This window comes from Pseudomonas sp. KBN10P06128 (assembly GCF_037574945.1).
Classification (GTDB): Bacteria; Pseudomonadota; Gammaproteobacteria; order Pseudomonadales; family Pseudomonadaceae; genus Pseudomonas; species Pseudomonas aeruginosa.
Map to the genome: position 1 here is coordinate 552244 of NZ_JBBELR010000001.1, position 18309 is coordinate 570552.

The 18309-nt window shown below is 67.8% G+C and carries 13 protein-coding genes and 1 riboswitch; of the genes, 6 read left to right on the top strand and 7 right to left on the bottom strand.

Annotated elements, in window-relative coordinates:
* Positions 1 to 6: 6 nt before the first annotated feature.
* Positions 7 to 112: riboswitch (S-adenosyl-L-homocysteine riboswitch) on the bottom strand.
* A 178-nt stretch (positions 113 to 290) separates the two neighbouring features.
* The 4 genes from VQ065_RS02515 to VQ065_RS02530 all read left to right on the top strand — a co-directional run bounded on the left by VQ065_RS02515 (position 291) and on the right by VQ065_RS02530 (position 5219).
* On the top strand, positions 291 to 707 hold the full coding sequence (locus tag VQ065_RS02515) for a DUF2946 domain-containing protein (RefSeq protein ID WP_003084647.1): 417 nt from the start codon (positions 291 to 293) through the stop codon (positions 705 to 707).
* 125 nt (positions 708 to 832) lie between these two features.
* Positions 833 to 3025, top strand: a complete 2193-nt coding sequence (locus tag VQ065_RS02520) for a TonB-dependent receptor (protein WP_003084649.1) — start codon at positions 833 to 835, stop codon at positions 3023 to 3025.
* 10 nt (positions 3026 to 3035) lie between these two features.
* Positions 3036 to 4514 (top strand): PepSY domain-containing protein, encoded by a 1479-nt coding sequence (locus VQ065_RS02525; protein ID WP_003084651.1) that lies wholly within the window; start codon positions 3036 to 3038, stop codon positions 4512 to 4514.
* 84 nt (positions 4515 to 4598) lie between these two features.
* Positions 4599 to 5219 carry a TetR/AcrR family transcriptional regulator gene (locus VQ065_RS02530; protein WP_003084655.1) on the top strand — a complete coding sequence of 207 codons (621 nt, stop codon included), beginning with the start codon at positions 4599 to 4601 and terminating at the stop codon, positions 5217 to 5219.
* A 36-nt stretch (positions 5220 to 5255) separates the two neighbouring features.
* Here the strand turns inward: VQ065_RS02530 and VQ065_RS02535 are convergent, their stop codons facing one another.
* The 5 genes from VQ065_RS02535 to hydA form a co-directional block, all read right to left on the bottom strand.
* Positions 5256 to 6527, bottom strand: coding sequence for a cytosine deaminase (locus VQ065_RS02535; RefSeq protein WP_003084657.1), 1272 nt, complete (start codon positions 6525 to 6527; stop codon positions 5256 to 5258).
* Positions 6517 to 7767 (bottom strand): cytosine permease, encoded by a 1251-nt coding sequence (gene codB, locus VQ065_RS02540; RefSeq protein ID WP_003084659.1) that lies wholly within the window; start codon positions 7765 to 7767, stop codon positions 6517 to 6519. The genes VQ065_RS02535 and codB overlap by 11 nt, the downstream gene beginning before the upstream one ends.
* Before the next feature lie 181 nt (positions 7768 to 7948).
* Positions 7949 to 9226 carry an NAD-dependent dihydropyrimidine dehydrogenase subunit PreA gene (gene preA, locus VQ065_RS02545; RefSeq protein WP_003118829.1) on the bottom strand — a complete coding sequence of 426 codons (1278 nt, stop codon included), beginning with the start codon at positions 9224 to 9226 and terminating at the stop codon, positions 7949 to 7951.
* On the bottom strand, positions 9223 to 10590 hold the full coding sequence (locus VQ065_RS02550) for an NAD(P)-dependent oxidoreductase (RefSeq protein WP_003084667.1): 1368 nt from the start codon (positions 10588 to 10590) through the stop codon (positions 9223 to 9225). The genes preA and VQ065_RS02550 overlap by 4 nt, the downstream gene beginning before the upstream one ends.
* Positions 10591 to 10684: 94 nt before the next feature.
* Positions 10685 to 12124 (bottom strand): dihydropyrimidinase, encoded by a 1440-nt coding sequence (hydA, locus tag VQ065_RS02555; RefSeq protein WP_003084669.1) that lies wholly within the window; start codon positions 12122 to 12124, stop codon positions 10685 to 10687.
* Positions 12125 to 12738: 614 nt separating this feature from the next.
* On the opposite strand from hydA, the gene VQ065_RS02560 reads away from it, so the two are divergent.
* A complete protein-coding gene (locus VQ065_RS02560; RefSeq protein ID WP_003084674.1) occupies positions 12739 to 14229 on the top strand; it encodes an NCS1 family nucleobase:cation symporter-1 in 1491 nt (496 codons plus the stop codon).
* A 58-nt stretch (positions 14230 to 14287) separates the two neighbouring features.
* A complete protein-coding gene (locus tag VQ065_RS02565; protein ID WP_003084676.1) occupies positions 14288 to 15571 on the top strand; it encodes a Zn-dependent hydrolase in 1284 nt (427 codons plus the stop codon).
* Positions 15572 to 15767: 196 nt separating this feature from the next.
* On the opposite strand, the gene VQ065_RS02570 is transcribed toward VQ065_RS02565, so the two are convergent.
* Entirely contained in the window at positions 15768 to 16991 is a 1224-nt protein-coding gene (locus VQ065_RS02570) for a CaiB/BaiF CoA transferase family protein (RefSeq protein WP_003084679.1), read from the bottom strand.
* Between the two features lie 119 nt (positions 16992 to 17110).
* Positions 17111 to 18292 (bottom strand): acyl-CoA dehydrogenase, encoded by a 1182-nt coding sequence (locus VQ065_RS02575; protein WP_003084682.1) that lies wholly within the window; start codon positions 18290 to 18292, stop codon positions 17111 to 17113.
* Positions 18293 to 18309: the final 17 nt, after the last annotated feature.

Here is an 18309-nt window from a genome sequence, read left to right on the forward strand (position 1 = left end):
GTTGTCTGCGAATGGGCGCCGTTGGTGCGTTGACAGACCGGCGAGGCCGGCCTGAGAGCGCGCTCCGTTCGAGCCTGACAGGCCTAGGCCTGCTGCAGCGCCCCTCGAACGGAAGGCGGGAGCGACCCGAAGGGCCGCCTGAGCGGGCGATTATAGCGGCGCCACATGAAACTCCCAAGTCACCCCTGATACGCCGCTCGTCGCCGTGCGTCGTGTCCTCGGGCTGCGGCGATGCACCGCAGCGCAGAAGCGCGGGGAATTTGCGGGTCAGGATGCTAGAGTGCGCGGTCATGAGAATCGCTCCCAACTCCCGCTCGCCGCTGCTGCAGTGGCTGAGCTTCGCCCTCTGTGCCTGCGTGCTGGTCAACGCGCTGGCTTGCGGCGTCCTGCACCTGCAGGCGCTGGGAGTGGGCAGCGACAAGGGGCAGAAGGCCAGCGTCGGGCTGTTCTGCGTCGCCGGTGCCAGCCAATGGCTATCCCTGGATCCCGACGACGGGTCCGCCGGCGATCCGGCACCGGTCAATCCCCAGTTGCCGATGAGCTGCCCGATGTGCAGCGCTCTGGTGCTGTTCGTCGCGCTCGGGGTGATCTGGTCCTGGCGCTTGCAACGGCGACGCCAGGCGCGTTTCCGCCCGCCCGCCACGCGCGAGCCGGTGCCGCCCCGATACGTCTGGCCGCCGGCCAACCCGCGCGCTTCCCCCGCCTGATCCTGAACGCCCGCCGCGCCGGGCATTTGCATCCGTCGCCCGTCTTGCCTCGTCCGCGCAGCGCTCGCCGCTGTCCATCCGGGCGAGGCGGGCGTGCCCACCATGCCTTGCTTCAGGATCGCTCGATGAAAAAGCACTCCACGGCCCGCCGCGTCCTCGCGCTGGGTCTCAACCTCACCCTGGCCGGCGTTCCGGCCTTGCTCTGGGCCGATGAGGAACCCACCGAACTGCCCGCCCTCACCGTCAGCGCCGGCGCCGCCGGGGAAACCCCGCCGGCCCTCGATCTCGACGACAGCGCCGGTGGCGGCTCGCGCCTGGGCCTGAGCCTGCGCGAGACTCCCGGCTCGGTAAGCGTGGCCAACCGTGCCAGCTTCGAGCGGCGCGGCCTGCGCAGCACCCAGGACATCGCCAACAGCCTGCCCGGCGTGAACGCCTCGGCGCCGCCCGGCTTCGGCGGCTTCGTCACCTACCGCGGCTTCAGCTCGAACCAGGTCAACCAGTTGTTCAACGGCATTCCGGTGCAATACAGCAGCGCCATGCGTCCGCTGGACGACTGGATCGTCGACCGCGTCGAGCTGGTCGGCGGTCCGTCCTCCTTCCTCAACGGCGCCGGTGCCGTCGGCGGCTCGCTGGACTACATCAGCAAGCTCGCCGACCGCTACGGCGATTTCATGGAAGGCCGGGTGCGCTACGGCAGCTACGACGATTCGGAAGTCGCCTTCGGCTTCAACCAGGCCCTGGGCATCGGCCCCGAGCCGAAGCACTTCGTGCGCCTGGACGTCAGCCGCAGCGGCGGCAACGGCTACGTCGACCGCAATTCGCGCGAATCGTGGAACGTCGCTTTCTCCCTGCTCAGCGACCTGACCCCGGACCTTTCCCACACCCTGGCCCTGGAGTACCAGGACGAGCAGGAAGACAGCCCCTACTGGGGCACACCGGTGCTCAATCCCTACGCCGGCGAGCTGAAGATCGACAAGAGCCGTCGCCGCGAGAACTACAACGTCGCCGATGGCCGCTACGAACAGCGCGTGCGCTGGCTGCGCTCGATCCTCGAATACCGGGTCAGCGACAGCACGCGCTGGCGCAACACCTTCTACCACTACGACGCCGAGCGCGATTACCGCAACCTCGAGACCTACCGCTACAACGCCGACAACAGCGGGGTGGTGCGCTCCAACGCATTCCTCCAGCGCCACGACCAGCAGCTCAACGGCAACCGCTTCGAGCTACAGCACAGCCAGCCGCTGTTCGGACTGGCCAGCGACTGGGCGCTGGGCTTCGACTACAGCATCAACAAGCAGACGCGCTTCCCGAGTACCGCCTCCGGGCCGTTCGGTACGGTCGATCCGGCCAGTTTCGAGCCGGGCCACTTCTACGACCTGCCGGGCATGCGTCCCGGCCACCGGAAGGACCGCAGCAACGAGGTGCGCACCAGCGCGTTGTTCGCCGAGAACCGCCTGGGCCTGACCGACGAGCTGTCGCTGGTCACCGGGCTGCGCTACGACCACCTCGACCTCGACGTGCGCAACCATCGGACGGTGACCGCCAGCGATCCTGCACACTTCGAACGGCGCTGGGACGTGCTCACCGGGCGCGCCGGGCTGGTCTACCAGTTCACCCCGCACGCCAACGTCTACCTGCAATACAGTACCGCCGCCGACCCGCCGGGCGGGGTGCTGACCAGCGCCAGCTTCGGCCAGGTCCGCGACTACGACCTGTCCACCGGCGACCAGTGGGAGCTGGGCAGCAAGTTCGATTTCCTCGACGGTCGCGGCAGCGCCACCCTGGCCGCCTACCGCATCGTCCGCCGGGACTTCTCGGTGGCCGACCCGAACAACCCCAACCTCAGCGTGCCGGTGGGCCAGCAGACCTCCAGGGGCATCGAGGCCGCCGCCTCCCTGCGGATCACCCCGAAGCTGCTGGCCGAGGGCAATTTCGCCTGGGTCGACGCGCAGTACGACGAGTTCACCGAGAACGTCGGCGGCGTCGCCGTCTCGCGCAAGGGCAAGACGCCGCCGAACGTGCCGGAGCGGGTCGGCAACCTGTGGCTGACCTACGACTTCGACCCGGCCTGGCAGGGCGGGGTGGACGCGCGCTACGTGTCCTCGGTGTACGCCAACAACGCCAACACCTGGCACGTGCCGTCCTACACGGTCTACGGGACTTTCCTCAGCTACCGGCTGGACGAGCGCACGCGGATCACCGGGCGCGTGCGCAACCTCACCGACGAGGTCTACGCGCGCTTCGTGCAGAGCACGCCGCTGTACTACGTCGGCGACCCGCGCACCTTCGAGCTGAGCGTGCAGACGCGCTTCTGAGGAGTCGTCGATGAAACGCTACCTGTACCTGTGGCACCGCTGGCTGGGCATCGGCTGCTGCCTGCTGATGGTGCTCTGGTTCGTCTCCGGCATGGTCATGCTGTATGTCGGCTATCCCAAGCTGACTCCGCTGGAACGCCTGGCCCACCTGCCCGAGCTGGACGGCTGCGAGGCCTGCGTACCGCTGCGGACGGCCCTCGCCGGCGGCGATGGAAAGACCCCGCGGAGCATCCGGCTGGCCAGCGTAGGCGGCCTGCCGACCTATCTGCTGGACGATGCCGACGGACGCACGCGTGCGCTGGCGGCGCGCGACGGCCGACCGCTGGCGGTGGACGCGGACAGGGTGCTGGCCTCGGCCCGTGCCTTCAGCGGCGAAGTACCGATGCAGTTGCAAGGGCGGATCGAGGAAGACGCCTGGACCCATACCCGCAACCTCGATCCGCACCGGCCGCTATGGCGGGTGCAGACCGCGGACGAGCAGGGCCGGCTGCTCTACCTGTCCTCGCAGACCGGCGAGGTGGTACGCGACGCCAGCCGCCGGGAGCGTGCCTGGAACTGGCTCGGCGCCTGGCTGCACTGGCTCTATCCGCTGCGCGGCGGCGGGTTCGACGGGCAGTGGGCGAACCTGGTGATCGGCCTGTCGCTGCTGGCGACCCTGGCGACCGTCCTCGGCATCCTCGTCGGCCTGCTCCGCTGGCGCTTCCGCAAGCCCTACCGCAGCGGCTCGCGCTCGCCCTATGTGGGCGGTTTCCAGCGCTGGCACCACCTCGCCGGCCTGCTCTTCGGCGCGCTGGTGCTGAGCTGGATCTTCAGCGGGCTGATGTCGATGAATCCGTGGAACCTGTTCGGCCGCGGCACGCCGCTCGACCTCGCGGCCTACCAGGGCGGTAGCTGGGACCGGGCGCTGCCCGCCGGACTGGAGGCGGACGCTGTCCTGCGGCGCTTGCGTGCCGCCGGGTTGCGGGTGCGCGAGCTGGAGTGGCGGGCGCTCGACGGCGAGCCCTATGCGCTCGGGCGCAGCGCCAGCGGCAACAGCCTGCTGCTGACGGCGGATGGCGAAATCCTCCGCGAGCTACCCGCGGATCGCCTGCTGGCGGCGGCTCGCGCGCTGCTGCCGGGCGTGCCGATGCAGGCCGAACGATTGGAACGCTACGACTTCTATTACTACCCGCGCGAAGAACACAGCATGATGGGCTACCTGGAACGGCGCCTGCCGGTCTGGCGCCTGCGTTTCGACGATCCCCGGCATACCTGGGTGCACCTGGATCCCTACAGCGGCGCGGTGGTTGGCGTGCTCGACGACGGTCGGCGCGGCAGCCGCTGGCTGTTTTCCCTGTTGCATAGCTGGGACTGGCTGCCGCTGCTGACCCGGCGTCCGCTGTGGGACCTGTGGATGCTCGGTTTCAGTCTCGGCGGCCTGGTGGTCTGCGCCAGCGGCTGCTGGATCGGCTGGCGTCGCCTGCGCGGCCGCCGTCCGAAGCGTCGCTGAGAGGGGCTACCTGGCAAGACTGGGCGTCGCCGCACGCCCGGATTTGCTGGTAGCCTTGGTTGAATTCGCAGTAATGGATCGCACATGGGCACACACAAGATCGAGATCCGCCGCCGCAACGTCGAGAAGATTCTCCTGGCCGCCGAAAAAGTCTTCGCCGAAAAAGGCTACGCCGGCACCTCCATGGGCAACATCGCCGAAGAAGCCGAACTGCCGCGCTCCAACCTGCACTACTACTTCAGCACCAAGGACGAGCTGTACCGCGACGTCCTCCTCGGCCTGCTCGAGGTCTGGAAGCAGGACGCCCTCTGCTTCGAGATGTTCGATGACCCAAGGGTGGTATTGACCAGCTATATCCGCGCGAAGATGAACCACTCGCGTACCCGCCCGCATGGCTCCAAGGTCTGGGCCAACGAAATCATGCATGGCGCGCCGCTGCTCGGCGCCACCCTCGACGACAGCCTCTACGAATGGGCCAAGATGAAGGAGGCGAAGATCCGCCAGTGGGTCGAGGAAAAGCGCATCCTGTCGATCGAGCCGAGCAGCCTGCTCTACATGATCTGGGCCTCCACCCAGCACTACGCCGACTTCGGCTACCAGGTCGAGGTGCTCAACGGCCACCAGCCGCTCAGCGACATGCAGTTCGAAAGGGCGGTACAGACGGTGACCAGCGTGGTCCTGCGCGGAATCGGATTGGAGCCCTGAGCAGCGGAGCCTTCGCTAGAAGGCTCCGGCGATGGCTCAGCTGGCGCGGGTGAAGTCCACCGCTTCCGCCTGTTCGAGGAACACCGTGGTCTGCGCCGGGACCGTCTCGGCGAGCAGCCGTCCGCCGCGGATCGAGTAGCGCACCGGGACCTGCCGGCGCACCGCGTCGAAGCCGTCGCGGGCCGGCAGCACCAGCAGGTTGGCCGGATGGCCGACCTCGATGCCGTATTCCCGCAGGCCGAGGGTGCGGGCGCTGTTGCGGGTGATCAGGTCGAGGCCGCCGTCGATCTCGTCGTAGCCCATCATCTGTGTCACGTGCAGGCCCATGTGCAGCACCTGCAGCATGTTCGCGGTGCCCAGCGGGTACCAGGGGTCGAACACGTCGTCGTGGCCGAAGCAGGTGTTGATCCCGGCACCGAGCAGTTCCTTGACCCGGGTGATGCCGCGGCGCTTCGGGTAGTCGTCGAAGCGACCCTGCAGGTGGATGTTCACCAGCGGGTTGGCGACGAAGTTGATTCCCGACAGTTTCAGCAGGCGGAACAGCCGCGAGGTGTAGGCGCCGTTGTAGGAGTGCATCGCCGTGGTGTGGCTGGCGGTGACCCGTGCGCCGAGGCCGTCGCGATGGGCGAGCATGGCCAGGGTCTCGAGGAAGCGCGACTGCTCGTCGTCGATTTCGTCGCAATGCACGTCCACCGGCAGGTCGTAGCGCTTGGCCAGGTCGATGGCCTTGTGCAGCGACTCGACGCCCAGCTCGCGGGTGAATTCGAAATGCGGGATCGCCCCCACCACGTCGGCGCCCAGGCGCAGCGACTCCTCCAGCAGTTCCAGGCCGTTGGGGTAGGAGAGAATGCCCTCCTGGGGGAAGGCGACGATCTGCAGGTCGACCCAGGGCGCCACTTCGCCGCGCACCTCGAGCATGGCCTTGAGCGCGGTGAGGGTCGGGTCGGAGACGTCGACGTGGCTGCGCACGTGCTGCACGCCGTTGGCGATCTGCCATTTCAGGGTCTGCCAGGCGCGCTGCTTGACGTCCTCGTGGCTGAGCAGGGCCTTGCGCTGGGCCCAGCGCTCGATGCCTTCGAACAGCGTGCCGGAGCGGTTCCACTCCGGCTGGCCGGCGGTCTGGGTGGTGTCGAGGTGGATGTGCGGCTCGATGAACGGCGGCACGGCAAGACCGCCGGCGCCGTCCAGGCGCTCGCCGGCGTCGTCGGCGGCCTGTTCCATCGGCACCAGGGCGGCGATACGGCCATCGGCGACGCGCAGTTGCCAGAGACCTTCGCGGCCGCGCAGGCGCAGGTTGTCAATCAGCATGGAGGACCTCTTCTGGTTTGTTCGGGCTGCGGCTCAGCAGGGGATTGAGCAGCAGGTAGGCGATGGCGGCGCCGAGCACCGCGTTGACCGGCACGATCCCCGGCAGCCAGTGGCCGGCGGCGGTGCCGCAGGCGACGGCGAGGATCGCCGCCCAGTTGATCGCCTGGATGTCCGCGCAGGGGTGCTGGCGGTAGCGCCGGCGGCGACTCAGGTAGTCGGCGATGATCACCCCGCCGATGGGCGGGATGGCGGCGGAGAGGAAGGTCAGCCAGCCGACGAAGTGGTTGTACAGCCAGAGCGCGGCGAGGGTGCCGAGGGCGCCGTTGAGCATCGCCAGGAAGCGGCTGGAGAGGCCGGTGATGTTGGCGAAGCCGAGGCCGGAGGCATACAGCGCGTTGTCGTTGGTGGTCCAGATGTTCAGGCCGAGGACCAGGATCGCCGGGATCAGCAGGCCCTGGGCGATCATCACGTCGGAGATGTCCGACTTGCCCACCGCCGCCGCGCCGGCCGCGCCGAAGATGAACATCAGCGAGTTGCCGAGGAAAAACGCCACCAGGCACACCACCACGGCGGTACGCGCGCTGCGGCCGAAGCGGACGAAGTCGGCGGTGAGGGTGCCGGCGCTGACGAACGAGCCGACCACCAGGGCGATCGCGGTCGAGAGGCTCAGCGGCGCGCTCGGCGTCACCTGCTGCAGCGCCGCCAGGCCGCCGGCGTCGCGCACCGCGAGCCATACCGAGTAGCTGCCGAGAACGACGATCGCCGGGACCGCGATGGCCGACAGCAGGGTCAGACCGGCGATGCCGAAGAACACCGTGAGGGTCATCAGCGCCCCGGAGACCAGGATCAGCAGGTTGACGTCGAGGCCGGTGGCCTTGGCCACCGGGATGGCGAACATCGCTACGCCGACACCGAACCAGCCGACCTGGGTGCCGCCGAGCAGCGCCGAGGGCAGCCAGGAGCCCTTGCTGCCGAACGAGTAATGCGCCAGCAGGTGGGTGGAAAGGCCGGTGCGCGCGCCGATGAAGCCGAGGATCGCGGTGTACAGGCCGAGCATCAGGTTGCCCAGCAGCACGGCGAGGAAGAAGTCGTCGTAGCTCAGGCCGGTGCCGAGGGTGCCGCCGGTCCACATGCTGGCGGAAAAGAAGGTCAGGCCGAGCATCACCACGCTCAGGGCCAGTGCGCTCTTGCGCGCCGCCAGCGGGACCGGTTGCTGGCTGTAGTTGCTGTCTGCGGACATGCGCGAGTCTCCATGGGGCGCCGGCCGTCCGGGAGCGTCGGCCGGGCCGCGGCGAATGGTAGTCGAAGGCGGGTCGATCCGACAGACGCCGTTGCGCGTCGTCGGACCGCAGCGGCACGCAGGAAGCGTGCCGGCGCGCGGCAGGGCGGCGTCCGCCGGGGATGCGGGCGCCGCCCTGCGTTCAGGAGGCTTCGCGGTAGGGGTTGCGCGGATCCTGGGTCCAGTTGAGATAGGGCTTGCCGGTGTCCTGCGGCACCATTTCGATGCAGTTCTCCACCGGACAGGTGATCTGGCACAGGTTGCAGCCCACGCACTCGGCGTCGATCACTTCGTAGCGGTGCGTACCGTCGGCCCGGGGCAGGCTGGCGATGGCCTGGTGCGAGGTGTCCTCGCAGGCGATATGGCAGCGGCCGCAACCGATGCAGGCGTCCTGGTCGATGCGGGCGATCACCTGGTAGTTGATGTCCAGGTACTTCCAGTCGGTGGTATTGCCCACCGCGCCGCCGCTGAAGTCGGACAGCCGCTGGTAGCCATGGCTGTCCATCCAGCGCGCGAGACCGTCCTGCATGTCCTCGACGATACGGAAGCCGTGCAGCATCGCCGCCGTGCATACCTGCACCGCGCCGCAGCCGAGCGCGACGAATTCCGCTGCGTCGCGCCAACTGCCGATACCGCCGATGCCGCAGATCGGCAGGCCGCGGGTCTGCGGGTCGCGGGCGATCTCGGCGACCATGTTCAGGGCGATCGGCTTCACCGCCGAGCCGCAGTAGCCGCCGTGGGTGCTCTGGGTGCCGACCACGGGGAGGGCGACCATGCGCTCCAGGTCGACGCTGGTGATCGAGTTGATGGTGTTGATCAGCGACACCGCGTCGGCGCCGCCGCGATGGGCGGCGCGCGCCGACTGGCGGATGTCGGTGATGTTGGGGGTGAGCTTGACGATCACCGGCAGCGAGCAGTGGGTCTTGCACCAGCGGGTGACCATCTCCACGTACTCCGGTACCTGGCCTACCGCCGCGCCCATGCCGCGCTCGGGCATGCCGTGGGGACAACCGAAGTTCAGCTCGATGCCGTCGGCGCCGGTGGCTTCCACCAGCGGCAGGATGTATTTCCACGACTCCTCGACGCAGGGCACCATCAGCGACACGATCAGCGCGCGGTCTGGCCAGTCCTTCTTCACCTGGGCGATCTCGCGCAGGTTGATCTCCAGCGAGCGGTCGGTGATCAGCTCGATGTTGTTGATCCCCTGCACCTGGCGGTTCGGTCCGAAGTGCGCGGAATAACGCGACGACACGTTGACCGCCGCGGGGTCTTCGCCGAGGGTCTTCCAGACCACCCCGCCCCAGCCCGCCTGGTAGGCGCGGACCACGTTGTAGGCCTTGTCGGTGGGCGGCGCGGAGGCCAGCCAGAAGGGGTTGGGCGACTTGATGCCGGCGAATTCGATAGACAGGTCGGCCATCACGCAGCCTCCACGTTGAGCATGAGTTGGGCGTGGATCGCTTCCGCCGCCAGTTTGCCGTGCTGCACCGCCTGCACGGTGAGGTCCTCGCCGAGCGCCACGCAGTCGCCGCCGGCGTAGATGCCGGGGATGCTGGTGCGCATCTGTCCGTCGACCTGGATGCGCTCGCCGTCGCGCCGCAGTTGCGCTGCCAGCGGATCGCCCAGGCTGGCGCCTTCGAAGGCCTGGCCGATAGCCTTGAAGATGGCGTCGGCGGCCAGTTCGAAGTGCTCGCCGGTGTCGCCCAGGCGACCGTTCTCCAGGCGCGTGCGGGCGAAGCGCATGCCGCGCACCCGGCCGTGCTCGTCAAGCAGTACCCGTTCCGGTCGGGCCCAGGTCAGCAGGCGCACCTGGCTGGCCTTGGCGATCTCCTGCTCATGGCCGGTGGCGCCCATTTCCTCGAAGCCACGGCGGTAGACCAGGTTGACGTCGCGGGCGCCGAGCCGGCTCATCTGCACCGCCATGTCGATGGCGGTGTTGCCGGCGCCGATGACGATGCAACGGTCGGCGACGGGCAGGTCGAGCAGGTCGTCGCTCTGCCGCAGTTCGCGGATGTAGTCGGTGGCGGCGAGCAGGCCGGGGGCGTCCTCGTCTTCCAGGCCGAGGCGCTTGCTGGCGGCCAGGCCGATGCCGAGGAACACCGCGTCGTACTCGTCGTGCAGGGCGCCGAGCGCCAGGTTGTCGCCGAGACGCTGGCCGTGGCGCAGTTCGATACCGCCGATCTGCAGGAGGAATTCCACTTCGCGCCGGGCGAAGTCGTCCACCAGCTTGTAGCGGGCGATGCCGTACTCGTTGAGGCCGCCGGCCTTGGCGCGGGCCTCGAAGAGCACCACGTCGTGGCCGTGCATGGCCAGGCGGTGGGCGCAGGACAGCCCGGCCGGCCCGGCGCCGACCACGGCGATGCGCTTGCCGGTGGCCGGCGAGCGCTTGAACGGATGTTCGCCGAAGCCAGCGTGGTCGAGGGCGTAGCGTTGCAACTGGCCGATCAGCACCGGTGCGCATTCCTGGGCGTTGTTGCGTACGCAGGCCCGCTGGCAGAGGATTTCCGTGGGGCAGACGCGGGCGCAGCTGCCGCCGAGGATGTTCGCCGAGAGGATCTTCTGCGCCGCGCCCTGGACATTCTCCTGGGCGATGCTGCGGATGAACCCGGGGATGTCGATCTCGGTTGGGCAGGCGTTGACGCAGGGCGCGTCGTAGCAGTACAGGCAGCGGGCGCTTTCCAGGGCGGCCTGGCGGGCGTTGAGCGGCGGCGCGAGGTCGGCGAAGCGCTCGGCGAGCGTGTCCGCGCCGGCGTCCGGACGGGGGAGGTGGTTCAGGGAATCGATCACGGTTGTAGCCTCTCTTCTGGTTTCTTCTCGGGGCAGTCAACGGCAATACGGCACCGTCCGGCCTCTACGGGCCGGTCCGGTATTGCGGGAAGGATCAGCGCTCGACGGCGACCGGGCGCTGGCGTTCGGCGCGGCGGCCGAGCACTTCGTACACCGACGGGTAGGCCGGGCGCTCCACGTAGCGTCCGGCGCCGGGTTCGGCGCGCAGGTCGCCGGCGGCCCAGAGCAGCTTGCCCTGGCTGATGGTGTGGCTGGGTATGCCGCGCACGGTGCGACCTTCGAAGATGTTGAAATCGACCCGCTGGTGATGGGTGGCGGCCGAGAGGGTGCGGCTGCCCTGCGGGTCCCAGAGCACCAGGTCGGCATCCGCGCCGACGCGGATCGCGCCTTTGCGCGGGAACAGGTTGAAGATCTTCGCGGTGTTGGTGGAGGTCAGCGCGACGAACTCGTGCATCGACAGGCGCCCGCTGTTGACCCCGGCGTCCCACAGCAGCGCCATGCGGTCCTCGATGCCGGCCGTGCCATTGGGAATCTTGCTGAAGTCGTCGCGGCCCATGGCCTTCTGCTCGGCGCAGAAGCAGCAGTGGTCGGTGGCGGTGGTATGCAGGTTGCCGGACTGCAGGCCGCGCCACAGCGCTTCCTGGTGTTCGACGGGACGGAACGGCGGGCTCATCACGTAGCCGGCCGCGGTGGCCCAGTCCGGGTGGCGGTAGACGCTGTCGTCGAGCAGCAGGTGCCCGGCCAGCACCTCGCCGTAGACCGGCTGGCCCTTGGCGCGGGCATAGGCGATCTCGTCCAGCGCCTCGCGGCTGGAAATATGCACCAGGTACAGCGGCGTACCCAGCGTCTCGGCGATGCGGATGGCGCGGCTGGCGGCCTCGCCCTCGACTTGCGGCGGACGCGACAGCGGATGCGCCTCGGGGCCGGTGAGGCCCTGGGCGAGGAGTTTCTGCTGCAGGTGGAAGACCAGTTCGCCGTTCTCCGCGTGCACCGTCGGCACCGCGCCCAGCTCCAGGCAGCGCTCGAAGCTGGCCACCAGGGTATCGTCGGCGGCCATGATGGCGTTCTTGTAGGCCATGAAGTGCTTGAAGCTGTTCACCCCGTGCTGTGCCACCAGCTTGCCCATTTCCCGGGCGACCTCGTCGCTCCACCAGGTGATGGCGACGTGGAAGCCGTAGTCCGCAGCGGATTTCTGCGCCCAGCCGCGCCAGGTGTGGAAGGCCTCCAGCAGCGACTGTCGCGGGTTGGGGATGACGAAGTCGATGATCGAGGTGGTCCCTCCGGCCAGCCCGGCCGCGGTGCCGCTGAAGAAGTCCTCGCTGGCCACCGTGCCCATGAAGGGCAACTGCATGTGGGTATGGGGGTCGATGCCGCCCGGCATCAGGTACTGGCCACCGCCGTCGAGGACGTCGCAGCCGGAGGGGGGGGCGAGGTTCTCGCCGATGGCCTGGATGAGGCCGTTGGCACAGAGCACGTCGGCTCGATAACTCTCTTCGTGAGTAACCACGGTGGCGCCACGGATCAACAGGGACATGCCGTCTTTCCTCGCAGGCTGACCGGTCGTTGCCGGTTCTTGAAATTGTTTTTTCGCCATGCGCCGAGGGCTTCTGTAATCCTGTCAGCGCTGACAGGATTCGAATCTAGATGCTGATCATCGATTGAGCAAGATTATTTTCAAATGGTTGTTTGAGTTTGTAACTTGTTGATTTTAAATAATTAAAAATAAATATCACCAAAATGGTGAGGGTTCTCACCATTTTGACGCGCTTGACAAGAATTCAAAAAGGTCGAGATTTCCCATGCAAAATCAGCCGCTTGAAAGCCGTGTTCGAGCGGTTGTGGGGAGATGAAAAAAGTTCGCCTGCACTCCTTTGGTTCCTGACGGGGCGACAGGCTCGCGCATTTCCCCCGGTGACACGCCGGACTGCCCGTCGGCGTGTCACCGACGTTGTCGATGAAGTGTTTCAGATCAGTCGGTTACCTCCAGTAGACCGGCCTGCCCAGTGACGTCGCGGGGTTTTCGGCACGCTTATTGAGTGCCGCCCGCCACGGCATTGTCCGGACCGGAGGTGCAGTACTGGTGGTGCGGTACTCCGGCCATCGCATTAGCCCGATGAGCGAATAACTAAAAGAATTCTGGAGAGGCCCATGCAACAGAGCAGATCGGAAGTGACCGAGCGCGACGGCTTGGTCGAGCTGTCCGCCGGCAGCGACGTACTCGACAGTCCCCGCTACAACCACGACATCGCCCCGACCCGGGTGGAACAGCGTACCTGGAACAGGTGGCACATCACCGCGCTGTGGATCGGCATGTCCATCTGCGTGCCCACCTACACCCTCGGCGGCGTCCTCACCGCCTACTTCGGCCTCAGCGTCGGCGAAGCGCTGCTGGCGATCCTGCTGGCCAACCTGGTGGTGCTGATCCCGCTGACCCTCAATGCCTTCGCTGGCACCCGCTACGGCATTCCCTTCCCGGTGCTGCTGCGCGCTTCGTTCGGCATCATCGGCTCCAACGTGCCATGCCTGATCCGCGCCGTGGTCGCGTGCGGCTGGTTCGGCATCCAGACGCTGTTCGGCGGGCTGGCGATCCATCTCTTCCTCGGTTCGATCTTTCCCGCCTGGAAGGCCCTCGGCGGCACCGGCGAGGTGATCGGTTTCCTCCTGTTCTGGGGGCTGAACCTGTGGGTGGTGCTGCGCGGCGCGGAGTCGATCAAATGGCTGGAGACACTCTCGGCACCGCTGCTGGTGCTGGTCGGCCTCGGCCTGCTGGTGTGGGCGCTGCCGCACATATCGGTCAGTGAACTGCTGGCGCAGCCGCCGAAGCGGCCGGAAGGCGCCAGCGTCACCGGCTACTTCATGGCCGGGCTGACGGCGATGGTCGGCTTCTGGGCCACGCTGTCGCTGAACATCCCCGACTTCAGCCGCTATGCGCGCAGCCAGAAGGACCAGATACTCGGGCAGATCTTCGGCCTGCCGCTGACCATGTTCCTGTTCGCCGCCCTCGGCGTGGTGATGACCGCCGCCTCGGCCTCGCTGGTGGGCGAGACGGTTTCCGACCCGGTCAGCCTAATCGGCCACATCCCCAGCCCCGGCTGGGTGGCGGTGGCGATGGCGCTGATCATCGTCGCCACCCTCTCGACCAACACCGCGGCGAACATCGTCTCGCCGACCAACGACTTCCAGAACATCGCACCGAAACTCATCGGCCGCACCCGCGCCGTCTGGCTCACCGGTTTCATCGGCCTGGCGCTGATGGCCCACGAGTTGCTGAAGAAGCTCGGCTGGATCGTTTCCGACCTCAGCCTGGAAAGCGTCTACTCCAACTGGCTGCTCGGCTACTCCAGCCTGCTCGGGCCGATCGCGGGGATCATGGTGGTGGACTACTTCCTGGTGCGCAGGCAACGCCTCGACCTCGCCGGACTCTACCGCGACGACGTCTACCCGGCCTGGAACTGGCCCGGCTTCGCCGCCTTCGCGGTGCCGGTGGCGCTGACCGTCATGGCCCTCGGCAACCGCCAATTCCACTGGTTCTACGACTACGGCTGGTTCACCGGCTCGCTGCTCGGCGGCGCGCTCTACTACGGCCTCTGCGGCCGCCGCGCGCGGAGCCCGGCGGCATTGGCCAAACCGCTGCCCTGATGGGCATACAGGCGGCCGGCGAGCCGCCGACACCTACTCCAAGCCTGAGGAGACGACAATGAGCACTGCCCGGAACGTCCTGCAATCCACCCAGCGACACATCGATGGCCAGCGCCTCTGGCAATCGCTGATGGATCTCGCCCGCCTCGGCGCCACCGCTAAGGGTGGGGTCTGCCGCCTGGCCCTGAGCGATCTCGACCGCCAGGCCCGCGATCTCTTCGTGCAATGGTGCGAAGCGGCCGGCTGCACGGTCAGCGTCGATCGGGTCGGCAACATCTTCGCCCGTCGTCCCGGGCGTAACCCGGACTTGCCCCCGGTGATGACCGGTAGCCACATCGACACCCAGCCCACCGGTGGCAAGTTCGACGGCTGCTTCGGGGTGATGGCCGGCCTCGAGGTGATCCGCACCCTCAACGACCTCGGGGTGGAAACCGAGGCGCCGCTGGAGGTGGTGGTGTGGACCAACGAGGAAGGCTCGCGCTTCGCGCCCTGCATGATGGGCTCGGGCGTATTCGCCGGGAAGTTCACCCTGGAGGAGACCCTGGCCAAGCGCGATGCCGACGGTGTCAGCGTAGGCGAGGCGCTGGACGCCATCGGCTACGCGGGAGCGCGGGATTGCCTCGGACATCCGGTGGGCGCCTATTTCGAGGCGCACATCGAACAGGGGCCGATCCTCGAGGACGAGGAGAAGACCATCGGCGTGGTGCTCGGCGCGCTCGGGCAGAAATGGTTCGATCTGTCCCTGCGCGGCGTCGAGGCACACGCCGGGCCAACGCCGATGCACCTGCGCAAGGACGCCCTGGTCGGTGCCGCGGCGGTGGTCGAGGCGGTCAATCGCGCAGCCCTCGGCCATCAGCCGCATGCTTGCGGCACGGTCGGCTGCCTGCACGCCTATCCCGGTTCGCGCAACGTGATACCCGGCGAAGTGAAGATGACCCTGGACTTCCGCCATCTGCAACCGGAGCGCCTGGACTCGATGATCGCCGAGGTCCGCCAGGTGATCGCCGCTACCTGCGAGAAGCATGGCTTGCAATACGAGCTGGTGCCGACCGCCGATTTCCCGCCGCTGTACTTCGACCAGGGATGCGTCGGCGCGGTGCGCGAGGCGGCGCAGGCGCTGGGCATGCCGCAGATGGACATCGTCAGCGGCGCCGGCCACGACGCGATCTTCCTCGCCGAACTCGGTCCGGCGGGGATGATCTTCGTGCCCTGCGAGAACGGCATCAGCCACAACGAGATCGAGAACGCCAGCCCCGACGACCTGGCCGCCGGCTGCGCGGTGCTGTTGCGGGCCATGCTCAAGGCCTCCGAGGCGATCGCCGGCGGCCGCCTGGCGGCCTGAGTGGCGCTTCCATCGAGGCGCCGGCATTGACCGCCTTCTACACGGGGTCGGTAGGGCGAATAACGCCAGGGGCGTTATCCGCCGATGCGCGGCTGGGCGGCGGATAACCGCGTTGCGGTTATGCGCCCTACGTGGTGCTGCGCGGGGTACGGTGGGGCGTTGTCCGCCGATGCGTCGCTGGGGCGGCGCGCGGGGCTCAGATCACCTTGCCGTCGCGCAGTCTTTCCAGCGCGGCCGCGTCCAGGCCGAGGAGCGTCTCGAGGACCTCGTCGGTGTGCTGGCCGAGGGTGGGCGGCGGGTTGCGGTATTCCACCGGCGTCTCGGACAGGCGAATCGGGCTGGCCACCTGCGGCACCGTCCCGGCCAGCGGGTGCGGTAGCTCCACGCGCAGGCCGCGGGCCTGCACCTGCGGGTCGGCGAACACCTGCGCCAGGTCGTTGATCGGCCCGCAGGGCACGCCGGCGCGCTCCAGGGAAAGAATCCACTCGGCGGTGGTGTGCAGCACCGTGGCCTGGCGGATCAGCGGGATCAGCACCTCGCGGTTGGCCACCCGCGCCTTGTTGGTGGCGAAGCGCGGGTCGTCGGCCCATTCCGGGTGGTCTGCCAGTTCGGCGAACTTGCGGAACTGGCTGTCGTTGCCGACCGTGAGGATCATGTCGCCGTCGGCGGTGGGGAAGTCCTGGTACGGCACGATGTTCGGGTGCGCGTTGCCCAGGCGCCGCGGCGGCACGCCGGTGGTCAGGTAGTTGAGGGTCTGGTTGGCCAGGCAGGCGACCTGCACGTCGAGCAGGGCCATGTCGATGTGCTGGCCGATGCCGCTGACGTCGCGGTGGGCGAGGGCGGCGAGCACCGCGGTGGAGGAGTACAGCCCGGTGAGGATATCGGTCAGCGCCACGCCGACCTTCACCGGACCGGCGCCTTCCTCGTTGTCGGCGCGCCCGGTGAGGCTCATCAGGCCGCCCAGGCCCTGGATCATGAAGTCATAGCCGGCGCGCTTGGCATAGGGTCCGGACTGGCCGAAGCCGGTGATCGAACAGTAGATCAGCTTCGGGTTGACCTGCTTCAGCGATTCATAGTCGAGGCCATAGGCCTTGAGCCCGCCGACCTTGAAGTTCTCCAGCAGGATGTCGGCCTTGGCCGCCAATTCGCGAACGATGCGCTGGCCTTCCGGCTGGGTGAAGTCCACCGTCACCGACTTCTTGTTGCGGTTGGCCGACAGGTAGTAGGCCGCCTCGCTGGTGTCGTTGCCTTCGGCATCCTTGAGGAACGGCGGGCCCCAGGCGCGGGTGTCGTCGCCGCTGCCGGGGCGCTCGATCTTGATCACCTCGGCGCCGAGGTCGGCGAGAATCTGCCCGGCCCAAGGGCCGGCCAGGACACGGGACAGGTCGAGTACGCGGATATGGGAAAGGGCGCCGGGCATGACGGTTCTCGCTGCTGGGGGCTGGAAACGGAAATGGCCGGGAAGACGGGTTCCTTGCCCGTCTCCCCGGCGGCCGGCGCGCTACCGTGAAAAAGCGCGCCGGGGTGTTGCTCGGTGGCTCAGAAGAATGCCTGGATGCCGGTCTGCGCGCGGCCGAGGATCAGCGCGTGGACATCGTGGGTGCCCTCGTAGGTGTTCACCACTTCCAGGTTGACCAGGTGGCGGGCGATGCCGAATTCGTCGGAGATGCCGTTGCCGCCCAGCATGTCGCGGGCCAGGCGGGCGATGTCGAGGGCCTTGCCGCAGCTGTTGCGCTTCATGATCGAGGTGATTTCCACCGCCGCGGTGCCTTCGTCCTTCATCCGCCCCAGGCGCAGGCAGCCTTGCAGGGCCAGGGTGATCTCGGTCTGCATGTCGGCCAGCTTCTTCTGGATCAGTTGGTTGGCGGCCAGCGGGCGGCCGAACTGCTGGCGGTCGAGCACGTACTGGCGGGCGGTGTGCCAGCAGAACTCGGCGGCGCCTAGGGCGCCCCAGGAGATGCCGTAGCGCGCCGAGTTCAGGCAGGTGAACGGACCGCGCAGGCCGCGCACTTCGGGGAAGGCGTTCTCTTCCGGAACGAACACGTTGTCCATCACGATCTCGCCGGTGATCGAGGCACGCAGGCCGACCTTGCCATGGATCGCCGGGGCGCTCAGGCCTTCCCAGCCCTTCTCGAGGACGAAGCCGCGGATCTGCCCTTCGTCGTCCTTGGCCCAGACCACGAAGACGTCGGCGATCGGGCTGTTGGTGATCCACATCTTGCTGCCGCTCAGGCGATAGCCGCCGTCGACTTTCTTCGCCCGGGTGACCATCGAGCCCGGGTCGGAACCGTGGTTTGGCTCGGTCAGGCCGAAGCAGCCGATGTATTCGCCGCTGGCCAGCTTGGGCAGGTACTTCTGCCGGGTGGCTTCGTTGCCGAATTCATGGATCGGCACCATTACCAGCGAGGACTGCACGCTCATCATCGAGCGATAGCCGGAGTCGACGCGCTCGACTTCGCGAGCGATCAGGCCATAGCAGACGTAGTTGAGGCCGCTGCCGCCGTAGGCTTCGGGAATGGTCGCGCCGAGCAGGCCGGTCTCGCCCATCTCGCGGAAGATCTTCGGGTCGGTCTGTTCGTGGCGGAAGGCTTCGAGCACGCGCGGGGCCAGCTTGTCTTGGGCGAACTGCTGGGCGCTGTCGCGAACCATGCGCTCTTCTTCGGTGAGCTGCTGGTCCAGCAGCAGGGGGTCTTCCCAGTTGAAGCTAGCTTTGGTGGCCATGCGTACATCCTCGTCAA

Excerpts from the sequence above, each read along its gene's own strand:
- VQ065_RS02515 (WP_003084647.1), top strand. The coding sequence starts at position 291 with ATGAGAATCGCTCCCAACTCCCGCTCGCCGCTGCTGCAGTGGCTGAGC.
- VQ065_RS02520 (WP_003084649.1), top strand. The coding sequence starts at position 833 with ATGAAAAAGCACTCCACGGCCCGCCGCGTCCTCGCGCTGGGTCTCAAC.
- VQ065_RS02525 (WP_003084651.1), top strand. The coding sequence starts at position 3,036 with ATGAAACGCTACCTGTACCTGTGGCACCGCTGGCTGGGCATCGGCTGC.
- VQ065_RS02530 (WP_003084655.1), top strand. The coding sequence starts at position 4,599 with ATGGGCACACACAAGATCGAGATCCGCCGCCGCAACGTCGAGAAGATT.
- VQ065_RS02535 (WP_003084657.1), bottom strand. The coding sequence starts at position 6,527 with ATGCTGATTGACAACCTGCGCCTGCGCGGCCGCGAAGGTCTCTGGCAA.
- codB (WP_003084659.1), bottom strand. The coding sequence starts at position 7,767 with ATGTCCGCAGACAGCAACTACAGCCAGCAACCGGTCCCGCTGGCGGCG.
- hydA (WP_003084669.1), bottom strand. The coding sequence starts at position 12,124 with ATGTCCCTGTTGATCCGTGGCGCCACCGTGGTTACTCACGAAGAGAGT.
- VQ065_RS02560 (WP_003084674.1), top strand. The coding sequence starts at position 12,739 with ATGCAACAGAGCAGATCGGAAGTGACCGAGCGCGACGGCTTGGTCGAG.
- VQ065_RS02565 (WP_003084676.1), top strand. The coding sequence starts at position 14,288 with ATGAGCACTGCCCGGAACGTCCTGCAATCCACCCAGCGACACATCGAT.
- VQ065_RS02570 (WP_003084679.1), bottom strand. The coding sequence starts at position 16,991 with ATGCCCGGCGCCCTTTCCCATATCCGCGTACTCGACCTGTCCCGTGTC.
- VQ065_RS02575 (WP_003084682.1), bottom strand. The coding sequence starts at position 18,292 with ATGGCCACCAAAGCTAGCTTCAACTGGGAAGACCCCCTGCTGCTGGAC.